Origin of the sequence: [Clostridium] ammoniilyticum, assembly GCF_025566905.1 — a bacterium.
In the GTDB taxonomy this organism is placed as follows: domain Bacteria; phylum Bacillota_I; class Bacilli_A; order Erysipelotrichales; family Coprobacillaceae; genus Faecalibacillus; species Faecalibacillus intestinalis.
The window spans coordinates 1-17,624 of sequence record NZ_JAOQJR010000014.1 but is presented as its reverse complement, the minus strand read 5'-3'; the positions used below and the strand labels follow the sequence as shown (position 1 = coordinate 17,624).

The 17,624-nt window shown below is 26.7% G+C and carries 16 protein-coding genes; 15 read left to right on the top strand and 1 reads right to left on the bottom strand.

Going from position 1 to position 17,624, the window contains the following annotated elements; translation table 11 throughout:
• Positions 1-25: 25 nt before the first annotated feature.
• From OCV55_RS11485 to OCV55_RS11415, 15 genes are all read left to right on the top strand, one after another.
• Positions 26-412, top strand: coding sequence for a hypothetical protein (locus tag OCV55_RS11485; RefSeq protein WP_147580690.1), 387 nt, complete (start codon positions 26-28; stop codon positions 410-412).
• Between the two features lie 118 nt (positions 413-530).
• Positions 531-1,220 carry a beta-1,6-N-acetylglucosaminyltransferase gene (locus tag OCV55_RS11480; RefSeq protein ID WP_147580689.1) on the top strand — a complete coding sequence of 230 codons (690 nt, stop codon included), beginning with the start codon at positions 531-533 and terminating at the stop codon, positions 1,218-1,220.
• Between the two features lie 944 nt (positions 1,221-2,164).
• On the top strand, positions 2,165-3,100 hold the full coding sequence (locus tag OCV55_RS11475) for a glycosyltransferase (protein WP_022001102.1): 936 nt from the start codon (positions 2,165-2,167) through the stop codon (positions 3,098-3,100).
• 359 nt (positions 3,101-3,459) lie between these two features.
• Positions 3,460-3,864, top strand: a complete 405-nt coding sequence (locus OCV55_RS11470) for a sugar 3,4-ketoisomerase (protein ID WP_147580688.1) — start codon at positions 3,460-3,462, stop codon at positions 3,862-3,864.
• A gap of 1 nt (position 3,865) precedes the next feature.
• Positions 3,866-4,966 (top strand): DegT/DnrJ/EryC1/StrS family aminotransferase, encoded by a 1,101-nt coding sequence (locus OCV55_RS11465; RefSeq protein ID WP_118661908.1) that lies wholly within the window; start codon positions 3,866-3,868, stop codon positions 4,964-4,966.
• A 13-nt stretch (positions 4,967-4,979) separates the two neighbouring features.
• Positions 4,980-5,474: a GNAT family N-acetyltransferase gene (locus OCV55_RS11460; protein ID WP_022001099.1), complete on the top strand. Its 495-nt coding sequence runs from the start codon at positions 4,980-4,982 to the stop codon at positions 5,472-5,474.
• A gap of 328 nt (positions 5,475-5,802) precedes the next feature.
• Positions 5,803-7,251, top strand: coding sequence for an oligosaccharide flippase family protein (locus OCV55_RS11455; RefSeq protein ID WP_147580687.1), 1,449 nt, complete (start codon positions 5,803-5,805; stop codon positions 7,249-7,251).
• A gap of 7 nt (positions 7,252-7,258) precedes the next feature.
• Positions 7,259-8,515 carry a hypothetical protein gene (locus OCV55_RS11450; protein WP_147580686.1) on the top strand — a complete coding sequence of 419 codons (1,257 nt, stop codon included), beginning with the start codon at positions 7,259-7,261 and terminating at the stop codon, positions 8,513-8,515.
• Between the two features lie 14 nt (positions 8,516-8,529).
• The gene (locus OCV55_RS11445) at positions 8,530-9,408 is read left to right on the top strand and encodes a glycosyltransferase (RefSeq protein ID WP_147580685.1); all 879 of its coding nucleotides are present in this window, start codon (positions 8,530-8,532) and stop codon (positions 9,406-9,408) included.
• A gap of 143 nt (positions 9,409-9,551) precedes the next feature.
• Positions 9,552-10,634, top strand: coding sequence for a DUF6056 family protein (locus OCV55_RS11440; protein ID WP_147580684.1), 1,083 nt, complete (start codon positions 9,552-9,554; stop codon positions 10,632-10,634).
• 198 nt (positions 10,635-10,832) lie between these two features.
• On the top strand, positions 10,833-12,374 hold the full coding sequence (locus OCV55_RS11435; protein ID WP_147580683.1) for a L,D-transpeptidase family protein: 1,542 nt from the start codon (positions 10,833-10,835) through the stop codon (positions 12,372-12,374).
• Positions 12,375-12,472: 98 nt separating this feature from the next.
• Positions 12,473-14,941: a transglutaminase domain-containing protein gene (locus OCV55_RS11430; protein ID WP_267309921.1), complete on the top strand. Its 2,469-nt coding sequence runs from the start codon at positions 12,473-12,475 to the stop codon at positions 14,939-14,941.
• Positions 14,942-15,138: 197 nt separating this feature from the next.
• Positions 15,139-16,062: a glycosyltransferase gene (locus tag OCV55_RS11425; RefSeq protein ID WP_147580681.1), complete on the top strand. Its 924-nt coding sequence runs from the start codon at positions 15,139-15,141 to the stop codon at positions 16,060-16,062.
• A 202-nt stretch (positions 16,063-16,264) separates the two neighbouring features.
• Positions 16,265-16,465 (top strand): hypothetical protein, encoded by a 201-nt coding sequence (locus tag OCV55_RS11420; RefSeq protein ID WP_147580680.1) that lies wholly within the window; start codon positions 16,265-16,267, stop codon positions 16,463-16,465.
• 369 nt (positions 16,466-16,834) lie between these two features.
• Positions 16,835-17,437, top strand: coding sequence for a hypothetical protein (locus OCV55_RS11415; RefSeq protein ID WP_147580679.1), 603 nt, complete (start codon positions 16,835-16,837; stop codon positions 17,435-17,437).
• Positions 17,438-17,497: 60 nt separating this feature from the next.
• Here OCV55_RS11415 and OCV55_RS14155 read toward each other — a convergent pair.
• Positions 17,498-17,624: IS3 family transposase (locus tag OCV55_RS14155; RefSeq protein WP_147580678.1), on the bottom strand; the 127-nt coding region annotated here is incomplete at its 5' end.

Genomic DNA, 17,624 nt, shown 5'->3' with positions numbered 1-17,624 from the left:
AAACAAAATACTGGAGGGATTTTCCATGAACAATTTTAACACAAATCTATATGAAACTAAAAGAGAAATTATAAACTATTCTAATAAAATAACTGAAGGATTAAAAAAGCCAACAGCTAAATTTATTATGGATATGTTATATGGTCTATCGAAGAATCAAAGTGTAATGCTTAGTGACATATCTAGAGCACTTGACGAAAATATAAAACTTAATTATACGATTGATCGTCTGTCTAAAAATCTTGAAAAAATAAATGATGAACAATTAGAAATCATTAGAAATAATTACACTAGAGCTGTACTCAATGAGATTGATGAAGAACCACTCGTATTGCTTGATGATAGTGAAATCATAAAAAAATATGGAAAAAATTTGAGGACCTATGCAAGGTACGAGATGCAAGTTCTTTAAAAGATGATATCTATCCAGAATATCATGTTTGTGAAGCAACTGTAATTACAAAAAAGAGAAGCAACCTATATCTTTATACAGTCATATTTATTCAACGGAAAGTAAAGAATTCAAATCAATGAATGGAGAAACACTAAAGAGTATAGAATATATAAAATCAATCATAGAAAAGAAATGTACATTTGTATGTGACAGGGGATATGATGCCAATATATATTACGAATATTTTTTAAAAGAAGAATGCAATGATGATTTTATAATCAGATTAACAGAAAAAAGAAAGTTAATGTTTAAAGGAAAATCAAAAAAGACATCAGAAATAGCTGTAAAAAGAAAAGGAAAAATAAAAATGAACATGTATTTTCCAAATTGGATGAGAAGCAAAAATTTTTTTGTAAGATGTTTAAAGATGGGATACATAAACATTGCACTACATTTAGGAAATCTACTTGATAGAAAAAATACACTTAACGTTGATTTCTATTATGGAAGTCAATGGTGGACATTGAGCTATGAATGTGCTAAAGAAATATATGATATATTATTAAAAGGTGAATATATAGACTATTATAAAGGCTCTTTGGTTCCAGATGAATCCATATTTCAAACGATTTATATGAATAGTAGATTTAAAGACAAATACTATGATAAATTAACATATGTTAATTGGAAAGGACAAATTAATCACCCTAAAACTTTTACAATAGAGGATTGTGATGAATTAGAAAAAGTTAATTATTTAATGGCAAGAAAATTTGATGAGGATTTTGATGATAAAATTATAAATAAATTATATGATGAACTATAAGCAGTAAAAGATAAAGCCTATTATGCGAAAAATAAGTAAAAATACGATTAAAGTCAATAATTAAACAGAATGTAGGTTCGAAAACATATAGAGAAATAAGTGATAATTTTACTTAAAAAAACGCATCCGCTAGATTTTGCACATTGATTTTTCAGCGGATATGTATTTTTTTGAGCAAGTGGTATTTAAATTTATACCAATTTCTTGCTCTTTTGAAAACACACCATTCAAACCCTGCAGTACAAATAATGTCTGTCATTTTTTGATAAGGCAAATATAGATTTTTTTGTTGTTGAGATGACATTTGAGTAATATAGTTTATGCTTTGCGACATTGCCAATGGCAAAATCAAAGTAAGAAACAAGATTGTTAATTGTATAAAGTCGTGATAAAGTTGTCGTAGAAGATGGCATCATGTTGAAAGGTAGTTGTGATAGATAAAAATATATGTAGAATAGGAGGTAATATTTTAAGAATTACTAGTTATAAAGATGAATATTATACTGAAGATTCGAAACTTGCAAATAATTTGTTATCTTATTGAAGATTAAAAATACTTTTTGGTATATATTTTTGTTATTTTAATATTGGCAATGACTTCTAGCTTAATAAATTCATTAAGTGACAAGGTACATTGCTAAAGAATGATAAAAAAATCACTATACCATAGTGTTTAATTTTGTTAATATTTATTTATAATATTTAATTGTTAAAGAAAGTGTGTTAATATTTATTGAATTAGAGGTAATAATGTCGTACTATTACCAATTAGATTTCCAAAGATTGTGAAGGAATATTCTTTTGCTTCTTTTGCATTAATAGCAATTTATTATTTAACAAAAAAGATGTTATAAATGAAATAAAATCTATGTAAATTACAAATTTATTTGCACTATTTGTAATTTATTAAATTTTGTTGTATAAAGAAAGGATGAAAAAATATTATGAATAATAAACAAGTTGATATATTATTGTCGGTATATAATCCAAATGAAGAATATTTGATAAAACAATTAATTTCTTTAAATAATCAAACATATCCTAATTTAAAACTATATATATTTGATGATTGTATAAAAAAAAGGTGTAATTTAGATTTATTTGAAAAATATATCACAAATTTTTCCTATGAGGTTTTGCCATATTGTGAAGAAAATTTAAATTACATGGGGGCTTTTGAAAAATTGGTGCAAAGATCAGATGGTGAATATATTGCTTTTTGTGATCAAGATGATATATGGATGGATGATAAAGTTGAAAAGTGTGTCGCATATATGAATGAAAAGAATATCGACTTAGTTGTTACGGATAAACAAATAATTGATGAAAATGACAACGTCACTTGCAGTAGCGTTAGAAAACATAGCAATAAAAACTATGATAATTGGAATACTTACGATGATATAACTAAATATAATATCTTTGTTACTTATGCAGTAGGAATGAGTATTATAATGAAAGCTAGCTTTGCAAAAAAGTCTTTACCATTTTCAAAATACACAGGTCATGATAAATGGGTATTGGCGTGTACTTCTACAGAAGGAAAAGTAGGGTACTTAAATTTACCTTTAGTTCAATATAGAAGACATGGGAAAAATGTTAGTGGTGTATTAGTTGGAATAGAGACAAAGGAAGATTATATCAATCAGAGAATAATGCCTGATTTAAAAATGATTGAAGATTTTAAACAAAAATATCCTAATCACAAAGATTTAAATGAAATTGAGAAATTTGCTAATGCTAGAAGAACAGGTAATATAAAAACCTTATTTAAATTGAGATATCTTGCACCTGACATTGCAAAATTTGATATTGTGACAGCTCTTTTACCCAAAAAGTTATTTTCATTTATGGTAAAAATTGCCCAAAAAATAAGTTAAAAGGATGAAAGAAACAGATATTGGAAAATGAAGAAATATTTGCTAGTATTATTGTAATGTGTTTTAAGAATAAAGAGTTACTTGAAAATATTGTTTGTTTAGTTTTGAATCAACTGTTCAAATCTTATGAATTATTATAAGTGATGATTGTATATCAAATTTAAATAGATTATTTTTTGGGACTGTTTCAAATAATTAGAACAAAAATAAATAGATCTTACAATCTATTATAAAAAATAGAAGCTCATTGATTATAGAATTAATAAATTTAATAGTATTTTTTCAAATATTGAGTATTTTGATGTGATAATAATGTTAATATATAATAGTATAAGAAAAATGGATAAAGAGGTGGAAAAATGCAAGTAATAAAATATATGTTTCAACCACATGGTGATGATAGAGGACAACTTGTTGCTCTAGAAGAATTTAAAGATATACCTTTTAAAATTAAGCGAGTGTACTATATGTATGATACAGGAGAAGGAGTCCGTAGAGGATATCATGCACATAAAAACTTAGAACAAATTTTAATTTGTATACATGGAACTTGTAAAATATTATTAGATAATGGTAAGGAAAAAAAAGTTGTACCATTAGAAAAACCATATGAAGGATTGTATGTGGCTAATAATATGTGGAGAGAAATGTTTGATTTTTCTCCTGATGCAGTATTGCTAGTATTGGCTTCAGAAGCATATGATGAAAGTGATTATATTAGAAACTATGATGATTTTTTAGAATTTATTAAGGAGAGTGAATAGAATGAAAATACCTTTTGCAACATTTAAACCAATGCATGATGAAATAAGAAAAGATTTAGATCAAGCATATAATAAAGTAATTGATAGTAATTATTTTATCCAAGGAAAAGAATGCGAATTATTTGAAAAAGAGTTTGCAGATTATTGTAATGCTAAATATTGTGTAGGTGTAGCAACTGGATTAGATGCATTATATTTAATTTTAAGAGCGATGAATATAGGTAATGGAGATGAAGTAATCGTTCCATCAAATACATATATTGCAACAGCTTTAGCTGTTTCATATTGTGGAGCAACACCTATATTTGTAGAACCAGAATTAGAAACTTATAATATTAATCCAGCTTTAATAGAAGAAAAAATAACAGATCAAACAAAAGCAATTATAGCTGTTCACTTACAAGGAAGACCTGCAGATATGGATGCAGTTAATGAAATTGCTAAAAAACACAATTTATATGTTATTGAAGATGCAGCTCAAGCACATGGAACAGAATATAAAGGTCAAAAAGTAGGTACTTTATCAGATGCAGCAGGGTTTAGTTTTTATCCAGGTAAGAACCTAGGCGCTTTAGGTGATGGAGGAGCAGTTGTTACAAACAATAAAGAAATTGCTGATAAAGTTAGAGCTTTAGGTAATTATGGTTCAGATTACAAATATCATCATATTTATAAAGGAACTAATAGTCGTTTAGATGAAATTCAATCAGCATTTTTACGTTGTAAATTACCACATTTAGATAAATGGAATGAATATAGAAGAAATGTAGCAAATAAATATTTTGAAGGAATAAAAAATCCATTAATTAAATTACCATTAAAAGATAGTGAAGATTATAGACATATTTATCATGTATTTGTCATTAGATGTGCTAAAAGAGATGAATTAGAAAAATATTTAAATGAAAATGGGATTGGGACTGTAAAACACTATCCTATACCAATGCATTTACAAGAAGCATATAAAGATTTAAATATCAAAGAAGGAAGTTTACCAATTGCAGAAGAAATTAGTAAAACTGTTTTAAGTATTCCAATGTACTATGGAATGACAGATGAAGAAGTGAATTATGTTATTGATAAACTAAATGCGTTTAAATAATGAGAGGATAATTATGATTACATTAAGAAAACTTCAATTAAAAGATGTTCCATTAATGCTAGAATGGATGCATGATGAAGAAGCAAAACATATTTTTCAAAATAATTTTGCTGAAATAGATGATGTTGCAGCAAAAAAGTTCGTAGAAAATTCTTTTAGAGAAGATCAGCAACATTTTGCAATTGTTGATGATCAAGATGATGAATATTTAGGTACAATTTCTCTAAAAAATATTGATTTAAAAAATAAAAATGCTGAATATGCAATTAGCACAAGAAAAAAAGCAAGAGGAACAGGTGCCAATCAAAAAGCAACGGAATCATTATTAAAATATGGTTTTGATAAGTTACAATTGCATAGAATTTATTTAAATGTATTATCATCTAATAAAAGAGCAATTTCTTTTTATAAAAAATGCGGATTTATTTATGAAGGAAAATTTAAAGATCATTTATTTATTGATGATAGATATCAAGATTTAGAATGGTATGCTATATGTAAAAAATAAGAGTATGATATGTATGAAAAAGTTGATTCATAATGTCTATGCATATCTAAAAGAAGAAAATATATAATAAAGTATTGAAATTATTAAAAAATTAAGATTGTTCAAATATTATATTGTATGTTTATGATGATTGTGTAATTGAAAAATAAGTATAGATATCATAAAAATATATTACTCATATTGATTTGTGCAGGTGTTGAAGGAGATTTTTTGTTAGCTTATTAAAGAAAATAGCATAAAAATACACAAGCAGTGAAATAAAAATAAGGGATTATTTGCTTTCACTGCTTTCTTTATATATAATTGCTTTGAAAAAAGGAGAGTTTAAATGGTTAAATCAATAATATCGAAATATAAAAATGTTCCTGTTGAAGTGAAAGCTTCTATTTATTATACAATTTGTAGTATTGTACAAAAGTGTATTGTTTTAATAACGTTACCCATTTTTACAAGATTAATGACAACTCAGCAATATGGGCAGTATAGTATCTATCAATCATGGATGAATATCGTAGCTATTTTTGCTACTTTGAACTTACAATATGGGTCATTTGATACAGCTATGATTAAATTTGAAAATGATCGAGATAGATACATATCTTCTATCCAAGGGATTGTTTCAGTTTTAACATTAATAACTTTAATTATATACATCATAGCTCCAGTATTTTGGAATGATTTATTGGAATTACCATCAATACTTGTTCTTGCAATGATTGTTGAAATATTGATGAGTACAGTCTTAACTTTTTGGACAAATAAACAACGTTTTATGTATAAATATAAACCAATGATTATTGTAACTCTTATCATATCAGTCGCATCTCCTTTAATAGGGTTGGTTGGTGTACTTTTATTTGAAGAAAAGGGAATAGCACGTATTTTAGGAAATACTGCAGTATATCTATGTATTGGTTTAATTATATACATTTATCAATTATATAAAGGGAAGGCTTTATATGATAAAAAATATTGGACATATGCTTTAAAATTTAATATACCTCTTATACCATATTATTTATCACAAATGATATTTAATCAATCTGATCGAATAATGATTAGTAGAATGTCTGGCCAAACAAATGCAGCATTATATAGTGTTGCTTATCAATTCGCGGTTGTCTTAGTTTTTGTTATTAACTCTATCAATAGTTCATTTGTTCCTTGGACATACAGAAGTATTAAAGATAAAAAATATAATATGATAAAAAAAGTAACAAATATTATTATAATATTTATTGCTACAATGTTGATTGTACTTATTTTATTTGGCCCTGAAGCTATTGCTATCTTAGGGGGAAGTAAATATAAAGATGCTATTTGGGTCGTTCCTCCAGTAGCAGGAAGTTTATTATTCTTATTTTTATCACAATTATGTATAAATGTAATGTTCTATTTTGAAGAAAATAGTTATCTTGTTAAAGGATCTATATTAAGTGCTGTTTTAAATATTGTTTTGAATTTCTTACTTATTCCTGTTTTTGGATACGTTGTAGCTGGGTATACAACTTTATTTTCCTATATTGTTTTTTGGTTGAGTAATCTATATTATATGAATAAATCATGTAAAGATAAAATAGAAGATTATAGATATGATACATTGTTTGATTGGAAAAAAATATTTATTATTGCTACTGCTTTCACGATTTTAATTATTTTATTGACATTTACATATTATACAATTTGGTTAAGAATTATATTTGTAGGTATAATAGGAATTATTGCTTTATTAAATAGAAATAAAATAATAGAATATTTTAAATTAATAAAAGGATAAGATGAATATGGATAAGACAAAGTTAACGTATAAAGTTGCTAGAAAAATATATGATTCATACCGCTTTTTAGTAGCTGATTTTAAAATAAAAAATTTAAAAAAAGTAACAAACACTAAAAAAAAGATAGTATTTATTTCACAAATGTCTAATTTGTGGATCAATGTAGATGATTTATATAATCAATTATCTAATGATGATCAGTTTGAAACATATGTTTTAATGATTCCAGAGTTTGATTATTCAAAAAAAGAATTTGATATCCAAACAATGAATACAAAGATTTATGATTTTCATAAAAATCATAATCATCAAAATACAATTAAAGCTTTTGATCAAGGAAAATGGTTTGATTTAAAAAATATTAATCCAGACTATGTTTTTTATGAAAGACCTTATAGTTCTTACTTACCAATGGAATATAAAATATCTACAGTTTCAAAATATACAAAAACATGTTATTTACCTTATGGATATGAAATGATGAACTATATTTTTGATACTTCACTTAATGTGGATTTCTTTAGATATTTGCATATCTTTTTTGCGGATAGTTATGTTACAGAATCTTTTAATAAAAAAAGAGCACCTTTATCTCATCGATTAGGATTAAGAAAAACGATATTAACAGGACATCCTATATTTAATGCTTTTAATAAAGCACAAAGTGAAGATAATCTATTTTGGGATAATGATGATCAACATTTTAAGATTATATGGGCTCCTAGATGGACAATAGATACGCAATTGGGAGGAAGTAATTTTTTAACTTATAAAGATAATATAGTTGATTATGTTGAAAAAGATAAGAAAAGAAGTCTTGTTTTTAGACCTCATCCACTTACATTTAAAAATTTTATATCTTTAGGTTTGATTACATCCGATGAAGTAGATGAATATTTAAGTAAGTTCCAAAATAATGAACAGTTATATTATGATCAAACATCAGAATATTTTACAACATTTTGGCATTCAGATGTTTTTGTAGGAGATATTTCATCAATTATACCTTGTTATTTTTTAACGGGTAAACCTATTATTTATTGTCATACTGATGCTGTGGATGATAATGATATTATGAAAAAAATATTTAGTGTATCTTATAATGCTTATAGTTTTGAAGATGTAGAAAAAATTCTTTTAGACTTACAAAATGGAATAGATCCATTAAAAGAAAAAAGATTAAAATTAAAAGATGAATTATTTGAAGATAAATATGTAAAATATGTAACTCAAAATATAATTAAAGTTTTAAAAGATAATTAAGAAAGGAAAAATACATGAATATAGAAGCAACAATCATTGTAATGGTCTATAAAAATTTAGATCAAGTAAGACAAACATTAGATTCTATAAAAAAGCAAACATATTCAAATTATGAAGTTATTGTAAGTGATGATGGTTCACCTAATTATACGCAAGAAGACTTTGATAAAATCACTGAACAGTATAAAAATGAATTTACGTACTTTAAACTTATAAATAACGGAATTAATAGAGGAACTGTCAAACATTTTAATAGTTTGATTAAACAGTCAAAAGGAACAATCATTTGTCCTTTATCAAGTGGAGATCAATTTTATAATGAAAATTCTCTACAAGAAATTATGAATGCTTTTGATCAAGAAGATAAACTTATATATACTTCAAAAAGAATGATCAAAAAAGAAAATAGTATAGAATATTATCCAAGTTTATATCAGGTTTCTTTATTAGATCAATCAAATCATTTTTTTGAATATATTATGAAATACGGTAATTTTGTATCGGGGGCTTCTACTTATTATAAAAAAGAAATTTTTGATAAATATGGATTGTTTGATGAAAAATATAAGTTATTAGAAGATTATCCATTCTATGTTAATCTTGCATTTAATAACGAAAAAATTGGATATATTGATTATCCAACAATTCAATATGAATTAGGAGGTATTTCTACAGCAAGTAATAGAAATCCTTTATTAGATCAAGATTATGTAACTTTATTTAAAGATGTTTTATCTCAAAAAGATATACATTTATCACATATGACAAAAAGAGCTTTAAACTATAGAATAGACAAGATTACAAAAAAATATAATTCTTTTTTAGTTCAACTATTGTATATAGATGTTGTTATAATGCTTTGTTTAAATAAAGCAGGAATTATTAAGGGGTAAATGGGGAAAATTATGAGTAAATAAAAAAACAATTTATATCTAATATACCATATTATGTATTATTCTTTATTTTATTATTTATACATATTCAATTGAATGTAAGTACAGGTGATGATGTAAATTTTGCAATTCGAGCAAAATCAATGACTTTTACAGATTTTAATATATATAAATACTATAATTGGTCTTCTAGGCAATTGATAGAAAGTGTACTTTATTTTATTTCAGTTCATAGTCATGTTTGGATGCTTTTAAACTCATTAGTTATTACAATTATAGCTAAATTAATAGAAGCAATATTTTGTAATCATACAATAAAAATGAAAATACTTTGTTGTATTGGAACACTTATCTATCCCTTGATTGATATGTCTTCTGCTGGTTGGATGGCCACAACAATTAATTATTATTGGCCATTAGGCGCTATTTTAATAAATTTATATTATTTAAAAAAAGCAAATAATCTTATTAAATTGAAATGGTATGAATATATTATTAGTTCTATAGCCTTATTATTTGCCGCAAATCAAGAACAAGGTTTTGCAATTTTGTTAGGAACTTATTTCTTCTATATAATTTACTGCTTTATCAATAAAAGGAAAATTAGTTTTTTTGTAATTTTAAATATTGTTTTAATCATTGCATCAGGAATATATATCTTTACATGTCCTGGAAATTGGGTGAGAAAGAAACAAGAAGTTAAAAATTGGTTTTCAGATTTTGGAACATTATCCTTTTTTAGAAAAATTGAAATAGGAATTTCTTCAACTGTTTATCCTATTTTATTTAAAAATAATGTACCAATGTTATTTTTATCATCAACACTTTTAATAATTATTAATACTTTTAAAAATAGTTTAGTGAAAGCAAGTACAATGATTATTTTTGTAATGACATTAGTTTTTGGCGTTTTAGGAAAATATTTAGTAGACTTATATCCAAATATTTCTTTTCTATATTCTAGATTAGGAAAATACGGTATTTTAAGTTTAAGTAATTTAAAATCATTTGTTCCATATATTATGTTTTTAATAGAATTTATTGCATTATTAATCATCATATTATTTTTAATTAAAGATAATAGAAAAAATATAGATATTTTTATTATCTTATTAATTGGCTTTGGATCAAGATTTATGCTTTGCTTTTCGCCAACTGTTTGGGTTTCAGGAAATAGAACCGCTCTATTTTTCAATGATTATAGCAAGCTGTTTATTAATTTCTAGATATCATCATAGAATAAAAAATTTAGATTATTTTATGGCTATATTTGGAGTTTTTGCTTTTTGTAATATTATTAATTGTTTAGTTTAATAAAGCTAGAAGTAATTTGAGAATATCAAATTATTTCTAGCTTTTATTTATTAGTTATATTGTTTAGAGTTTTTTTTGATGATAAAATGAATACAAGGGAGGTTTGAGCAATGAAAGGTTATTTGAAGAAAGGAATAGCATGTTTCATTTTTCTATTTTCAATTTCAATGAGTCTATCATTTGTTTCGGCATTAGAGAGAAATGATGAAGTAAAGATGAATGATGTTGTTGAAGTAAAAAATGGACTTTATAAAGAAAACGGGAAAGTTTATTTTTATGAAAATGATGTAGCAATTACAGGTATTGTTAATGATAATGGAACTTTTTACTATGTAAATGCAGATGGAAATGTTAAAACAGGATGGGTAAATGATCAAAATCACTGGTATTTTGTAAATAATGATGCTACTTGTAAACAAGGATGGTATAAATATTACGGTAAATGGTATTATCTAGATGCTAATGATGAAACATATCCATCATCAGCAGTAACAAATCAAGCAAAAGAAATTAATGGAATTAAATATCATTTTGATGAAAATGGTGCTATTAAAACAGGTTGGATAAATGATGATGATCATTGGTATTTCTATGATGGAAATGCAAGTTTAGTAAGTGGATGGTATAAATACTATGGTAAATGGTATTATTTAGATGCTAATGATGAAGCATATCCGTATGCTGCCATTACTAATCAAGTAAGAGAAATCAATGGTGTTAAATATACTTTTGATGAAAATGGTGCTATTAAAACAGGCTGGATGTTAGATGGTAATGATTGGCATTACTATGATCAAAATGGAAATAAATGCACAGGTTGGGTTTATGTTAAAAATCAATGGTATTTATTAAACGATGCAGGTGTCATGCAAACCGGATGGCAAAGAGTTTCTGGTAAATGGTATTATTTAGATGAATCAGGTCAAGGGTATATGTACACGGGTTGGCTTGATTTGAATGGTCAATGGTATTACCTAAATGCGTATGGTAGTATGTTAACAGGCTGGATAAATGTTAAAGGAACTTGGTATTATATGGATGCAAGTGGGGTAATGTGCACAGGTTGGAAGCAAATTGCTGGAACTTGGTATTATTTACATTCAGGTGGAAATATGGCTATTGGATGGTTGAAAGATAACAATCAATGGTATTATTTAAATTCATCTGGAGCAATGTTACATGATACGTATTTTGAAGCATTTTATTTTACTTCTAGTGGGGCTTTAAGAAGCGATAGTGTTTATGATTCAATGACAAGTAGAGCAAGCGGATACAGTAGTGCTACTAATTATTTGATTTTAGTTGATACAGCTAATTGTCGAGTAGCTATTTATCAAGGTTCTGTAAATAATTGGAACAATATTCATTATTATAGTTGTGCCCCAGGTAAAGCTTCAACACCTACAGTTAAAGGTGAATTTACAGTTGGAATAAGAGGATATTATTTTGACTCAGGATCATCTAGATGTTTCTGGTATACACAATTTAAAGGAAACTATTTATTCCATAGTACTCTTTATAATAAAAATGGTACAATTCAAGATAATAGAACAGGAATTCCATTATCACATGGTTGTGTAAGACTTGAAATACAATATGCTAAATGGATTTATGATAATATTCCTTCAGGAACAAAAGTAGTAGTATATTAATGTGAATTTGATGAGGATACTTAGAGTATCCTCGTTTTTTTTATATATTCTTGAAAAGAAACGGCTTACATGGTTAAATGAATATAAGGAGGGAAATCATGAAAAAGAAATTATTTATTGTATCACTTGTTCTTTCAATGTGTTTTTCTATGTTAAGTATAGTCAATGTACAAGCAAAAGAAACAATTAGAGAAGATCATTATGTAAATCCTATTTATAAAGATGTAAAAAGTAGTGTTGTTCATCATGATATTCAAACATATAGTTTAGAAGATGTTGAATATACAAGTGATCAAGAAAAACTTGTAAAGATATTTAGAGAAAAATTAATTAATAGAGAAAGTAATATTGTTCTTTATTATCATTGTGATGAAGAAATTACACAAGAATTTTTTTCTAATTTAGTACATCAGTTGTTTCAAAAGGCCATCAAACATACTGGTAATGGAAAAGAAGGAGACTATCTTAAATGGCACTGTCAAGGGTGGACAGTAAAAGCATCCATATCTGTAAATTCTAATAAGGGATATGATTTAAATATTTTTTATGATGTATCTTATTTATCTAGTTTAGAACAGGAAGAAAAAGTAGATGAAGAAGTCTCTAATTTATTGAAGTCATTAGATTTATCAAATAAGACAGACTATCAAAAAGTAAAAGCAATCTATGATTATATATGTTCAAATGTTACATATGATCATGATAACTTAAATGATAAATCCTATTCATTAAAATATACAGCTTATGCAGCTTTGATCAATAAAACAGCAGTATGCCAAGGATATGCATCGTTATTTTATCGCTTAGCATTAGATGCAGGTGTAGATACAAGAGTTATTTCAGGTGAAGCAGGGGGACCACATGCTTGGAATATCGTTAAATTAAATGGTAAATATTATAATCTTGATAGTACATGGGATGCAGGAAGAAGTACATATGCTTATTTCTTAAAAAATACAAATGATTTTGATGATCATGTAAGAGATAATGACTATCAATCAAATGAGTTTATTGAAGAATATCCAATGTGGGATGAATCTTATACAGAAATTGATTGTAATAAATATGGTCATAATTATAGTGAACCTATATATAAGTGGTCTGTAGATAATATGACAGTCACAGCTCAAAGAGTATGTGCAAATAATTATGAACATGTTGAAGAAGAAACCGTTACAGCTCAAAAAATTGTTAAAGATCCAACATGTACAGAAAATGGAATAATTACTTATATAGCTAATTTCAAAAATAATGCATTTAAGCCACAAACAAAAATAGTAGATGACAAAAAAGCAACAGGGCATAAAGTAGTTGTTGATCAAGGTAAAAAAGCAACATGTACAGAAGATGGATTAACAGAAGGAAAACATTGTTCTGTATGTAAAGAAGTCATCAAAAAACAAGAAGTGATTCCATCAACAGGGCATAAAGTAGTTGTTGATCAAGGTAAAAAAGCAACATGTACAGAAGATGGATTAACAGAAGGAAAACATTGTTCTGTATGTAAAGAAGTCATCAAAAAACAAGAAGTGATTCCAGCAACAGGGCATAAAGTAGTTGTTGATCAAGCTAAGGAAGCAACATGTACAAATACAGGTTTAACAGAAGGAATACATTGTTCAATATGTAATAAGATTATTAAAAAACAAGGAATCATTCCAGCTTTAGGACATGATTTTAAAGATGGAGTATGTACAAGATGTCATAATCAACTAAAAGGACAATGGAAACAATCAGGGAACAAATGGTGGTATCAATATGAAGATGGAACATATCCAAAAAATGAATTCATTACAATAGATAATAAACTCTATAGATTTGATCAATATGGATATATGCAAACAGGATGGTTCAGGGTCAATAATGAAGATTACTATGCTACATCTAGTGGAGCTATCAAAGCACAATGGGTAGGATCAGGAAATAACTGGTACTATGTAGACGCTGATGGAAAAATGGTAACAGGATTCCAAACAATTTCAGGATCAAAATATTACTTTGAAACAAACGGACTTATGAAAAAAGGATGGTTCAAAGTCAATGGAACAGATTACTACGCATCAACAAGTGGAGAAATCAAAGCCCAATGGGTAGGATCAGGAAACAACTGGTACTATGTAGATGCAGATGGAAAAATGGTAACAGGATTCCAAACAATTGCAGGAGCTAAATACTACTTTGCAAGTAGTGGATTAATGCAAACAGGATGGTTCAAAATCAATGGAGCAGATTACTATGCAACATCTAGTGGAGCAATTACAGCCCAATGGGTAGGATCAGGAAATACTTGGTACTATGTAGACGCAGATGGAAAAATGGTAACAGGATTCCAAACGATTGCAGGAGCTAAATATTACTTTGCAAATAGTGGATTAATGCAAACAGGATGGTTTAAAATCAATGGTGAATATTACTATGCAGCTTCAAGTGGCGTAATTAGTGCCCAATGGGTAAAATCAGGAAATAACTGGTATTATGTTGACGCTAATGGAAAGATGGTTACAGGAGTTTATAAAATCAATACAGTAGTTTATCGTTTTGATGCTAATGGTGTTTTGCTAGGATAATTTAATTCATTACAATTTAGTAGAAAGCAGCTCAGAAATATTTATTATATTATTTTTGAGCTGTTATATTTATAATTCAAGATATGAATGATTTATTGTTGTAAAGGTTAATTTAATATATACTTATTATGTATATATTTAATAGAAAGGAAATTTTTATACAAAAAGATTTGTGTAAAAAAGTAGTAGAAATTTAAATGGTAGAAACAAGTGTTATTATGGCAACTTATAAAGAAAGCATAGAATGTTTAAAACAGTCCATAGAATCAATTATTAATCAAACATATAATGATTTTGAATTTATTATTATTTTAGATAATCCAGATAATAAAGAACATATAGCATTTATAAATGATTATGTATGTAAGGATGAACGTATTAAATTCTATATAAATGATAAAAATATGGGGCTAACAAATACTTTAAATAGAGGACTTGAACTTGCTGAAGGAAAATATATTTGTAGAATGGATGCAGATGATATTTCTGAATTATATAGAATGGAACATCAAAAGAAGTATTTAGAAGAAAATGATTTTGATTTAATAGGTGGAATTTCACAAATGATCGATGAGGATGGAAATACTATTTATTCAATAAAAAAAGTTCCAACTGATTTTAAAAAGATAAAAAAATGTATTAAATATAATCAAGTTATTTCTCATCCAACATGGTTTGGTAAAAAAGAAGTATTTGATAAGTTAAATGGCTATAGAAATATGCCACTTTGTGAAGACTATGACTTTACATTAAGAGCAATACTTCAAGGATTTAAAATTTCTAATGTGAATGAATGTGTTTTAAAATATAGAATGACAAAGGATAGTATATCAAGATCAAATTTATTTGAACAATATTTATTTGCTAGATACATTACTAGACAATATAGTGAAGGAAAAGTAAGTGAAGTAGAAGAAGCTAAGGCGTATGTAAAGAAGAATTTAAGTGATAAAAATGCAAAGCATTATTTAAAAGGAAATGAGAGATTTAATAATGCATTAAATAACTTAGAAGAGAAACAATATATTCAATTTATAGCAAATGGTATTGCATTACTTTTTACTTCTAAATATTATCTTGATAAAATATTTAGATTTGTAATGGTTTATTTAAACTCATAATATATTAGTAGAATATTGATTAAAAAATTGGGTAGTAATACAAAAAAGTATTACTACTTTTTTGTATTTGAGTAGGGAAAAGGGGTGTTTGGTTTGAAAATATATAAACGAATATTTATGTGTAATATACTGTAGATAGGGAGGGAAGAACATAAGAAAAGTATTTTTAAAAGTAATGTGTATTACTATGTTATCTCTAGTTATGTCAATAACTATGTTATCATCAGTAAGCGCAAAAGAAGCGAGTATTGAATATCAGGGAGTATGGACTGATTATGCAGCTAAGGAATATGTTGCTGGTGATGGAACAAAGGAATCTCCATATTTAATTAAAGATGCTTCTGAATTAGCTTTATTAGCAAAAAATGTTAATGAAAAGGAAGAAAAAGATAAATATTATTAATCAATTTCTGATATTGATTTATCTGGACATTTTTGGAATCCAATTGGGGATGTAAAAAGAAAGCTAAATGTTTTTTATGGTGGAAATTATTTCTATGGCGTATTTGAAGGGAATAATCATACCATTAAAAATCTAAACATTATACAGAGTAATCCTAATGATGATAATTACTATTATGGATTATTTGCGTGGAATTCTGGAACAATTCAGAATTTAAATATAATAAACGCTAATATTGATTGTGATAGAGTTTCATATATTGGTGGAATTGCTAGTGTAAATGAAGGAAATATTAATCAGTGTTCGTTTGATGGCTCTGTTAGTGTAAGTAATGATGTAGGAGATATTGCTGGAATAGTAGGAAGACAAGTGAATGGCAGAACAGTAAATCATTGCAAAAATAAAGCACAGATAAAGGCAACAACTCAAGATTGTGATTATCTTGGAGGTATTTTAGGATTTAATGAAGACGGATATATTAAAGACTGTGTAAATGAAGGAGAGATTATTGGAAATAATCAAATTGGAGGAATTGCCGGAGAAAATGATGGATTTGATGGACATGGCTATATAGAACGATGTATAAATTTAGGTAACATTAAGGGAAACGAGATTGTTGGAGGAATTACTGGAGAAAATCATAGAACAGCATCTATAATAAATTGTGAAAATATAGGGCATATAACAGGAAATGAGTATGCTGGAGGAATTTCAGGTGCTGCTGGCGTATTAGAAAAAGACAAAAAAGAAATAAGATATTGTATTAATATAGGAAAAATAGAATGTAATTCATATGGAAATGCAATTGTAGGAGCACTATATGCAGCATCTAGTGGTGTAATTACAGCTCAATGGGTAAAATCAGGAAATAACTGGTATTATGTAGACGTTGAAGGTAAGATGGTCACAGGAGATTATGAAATTAATGGAGTAGTTAATCATTTTGATGCTAATGGTGTTTGGATCAATTAAAAATTTAACCAGAAGACAGAGAATATCTGAAGTGAACCGACTTTGTTGGACAAAAAATAATTAACTTAATGATAAGGCTTGATTCCTAATTTGTAAAGGAGTTAAGCCTTTTCCCTTTACTGTAATTCTAAAATTATTATGATAATGAATATAATCTATCATCGCTTGTTTTAAATTATCTAATGAT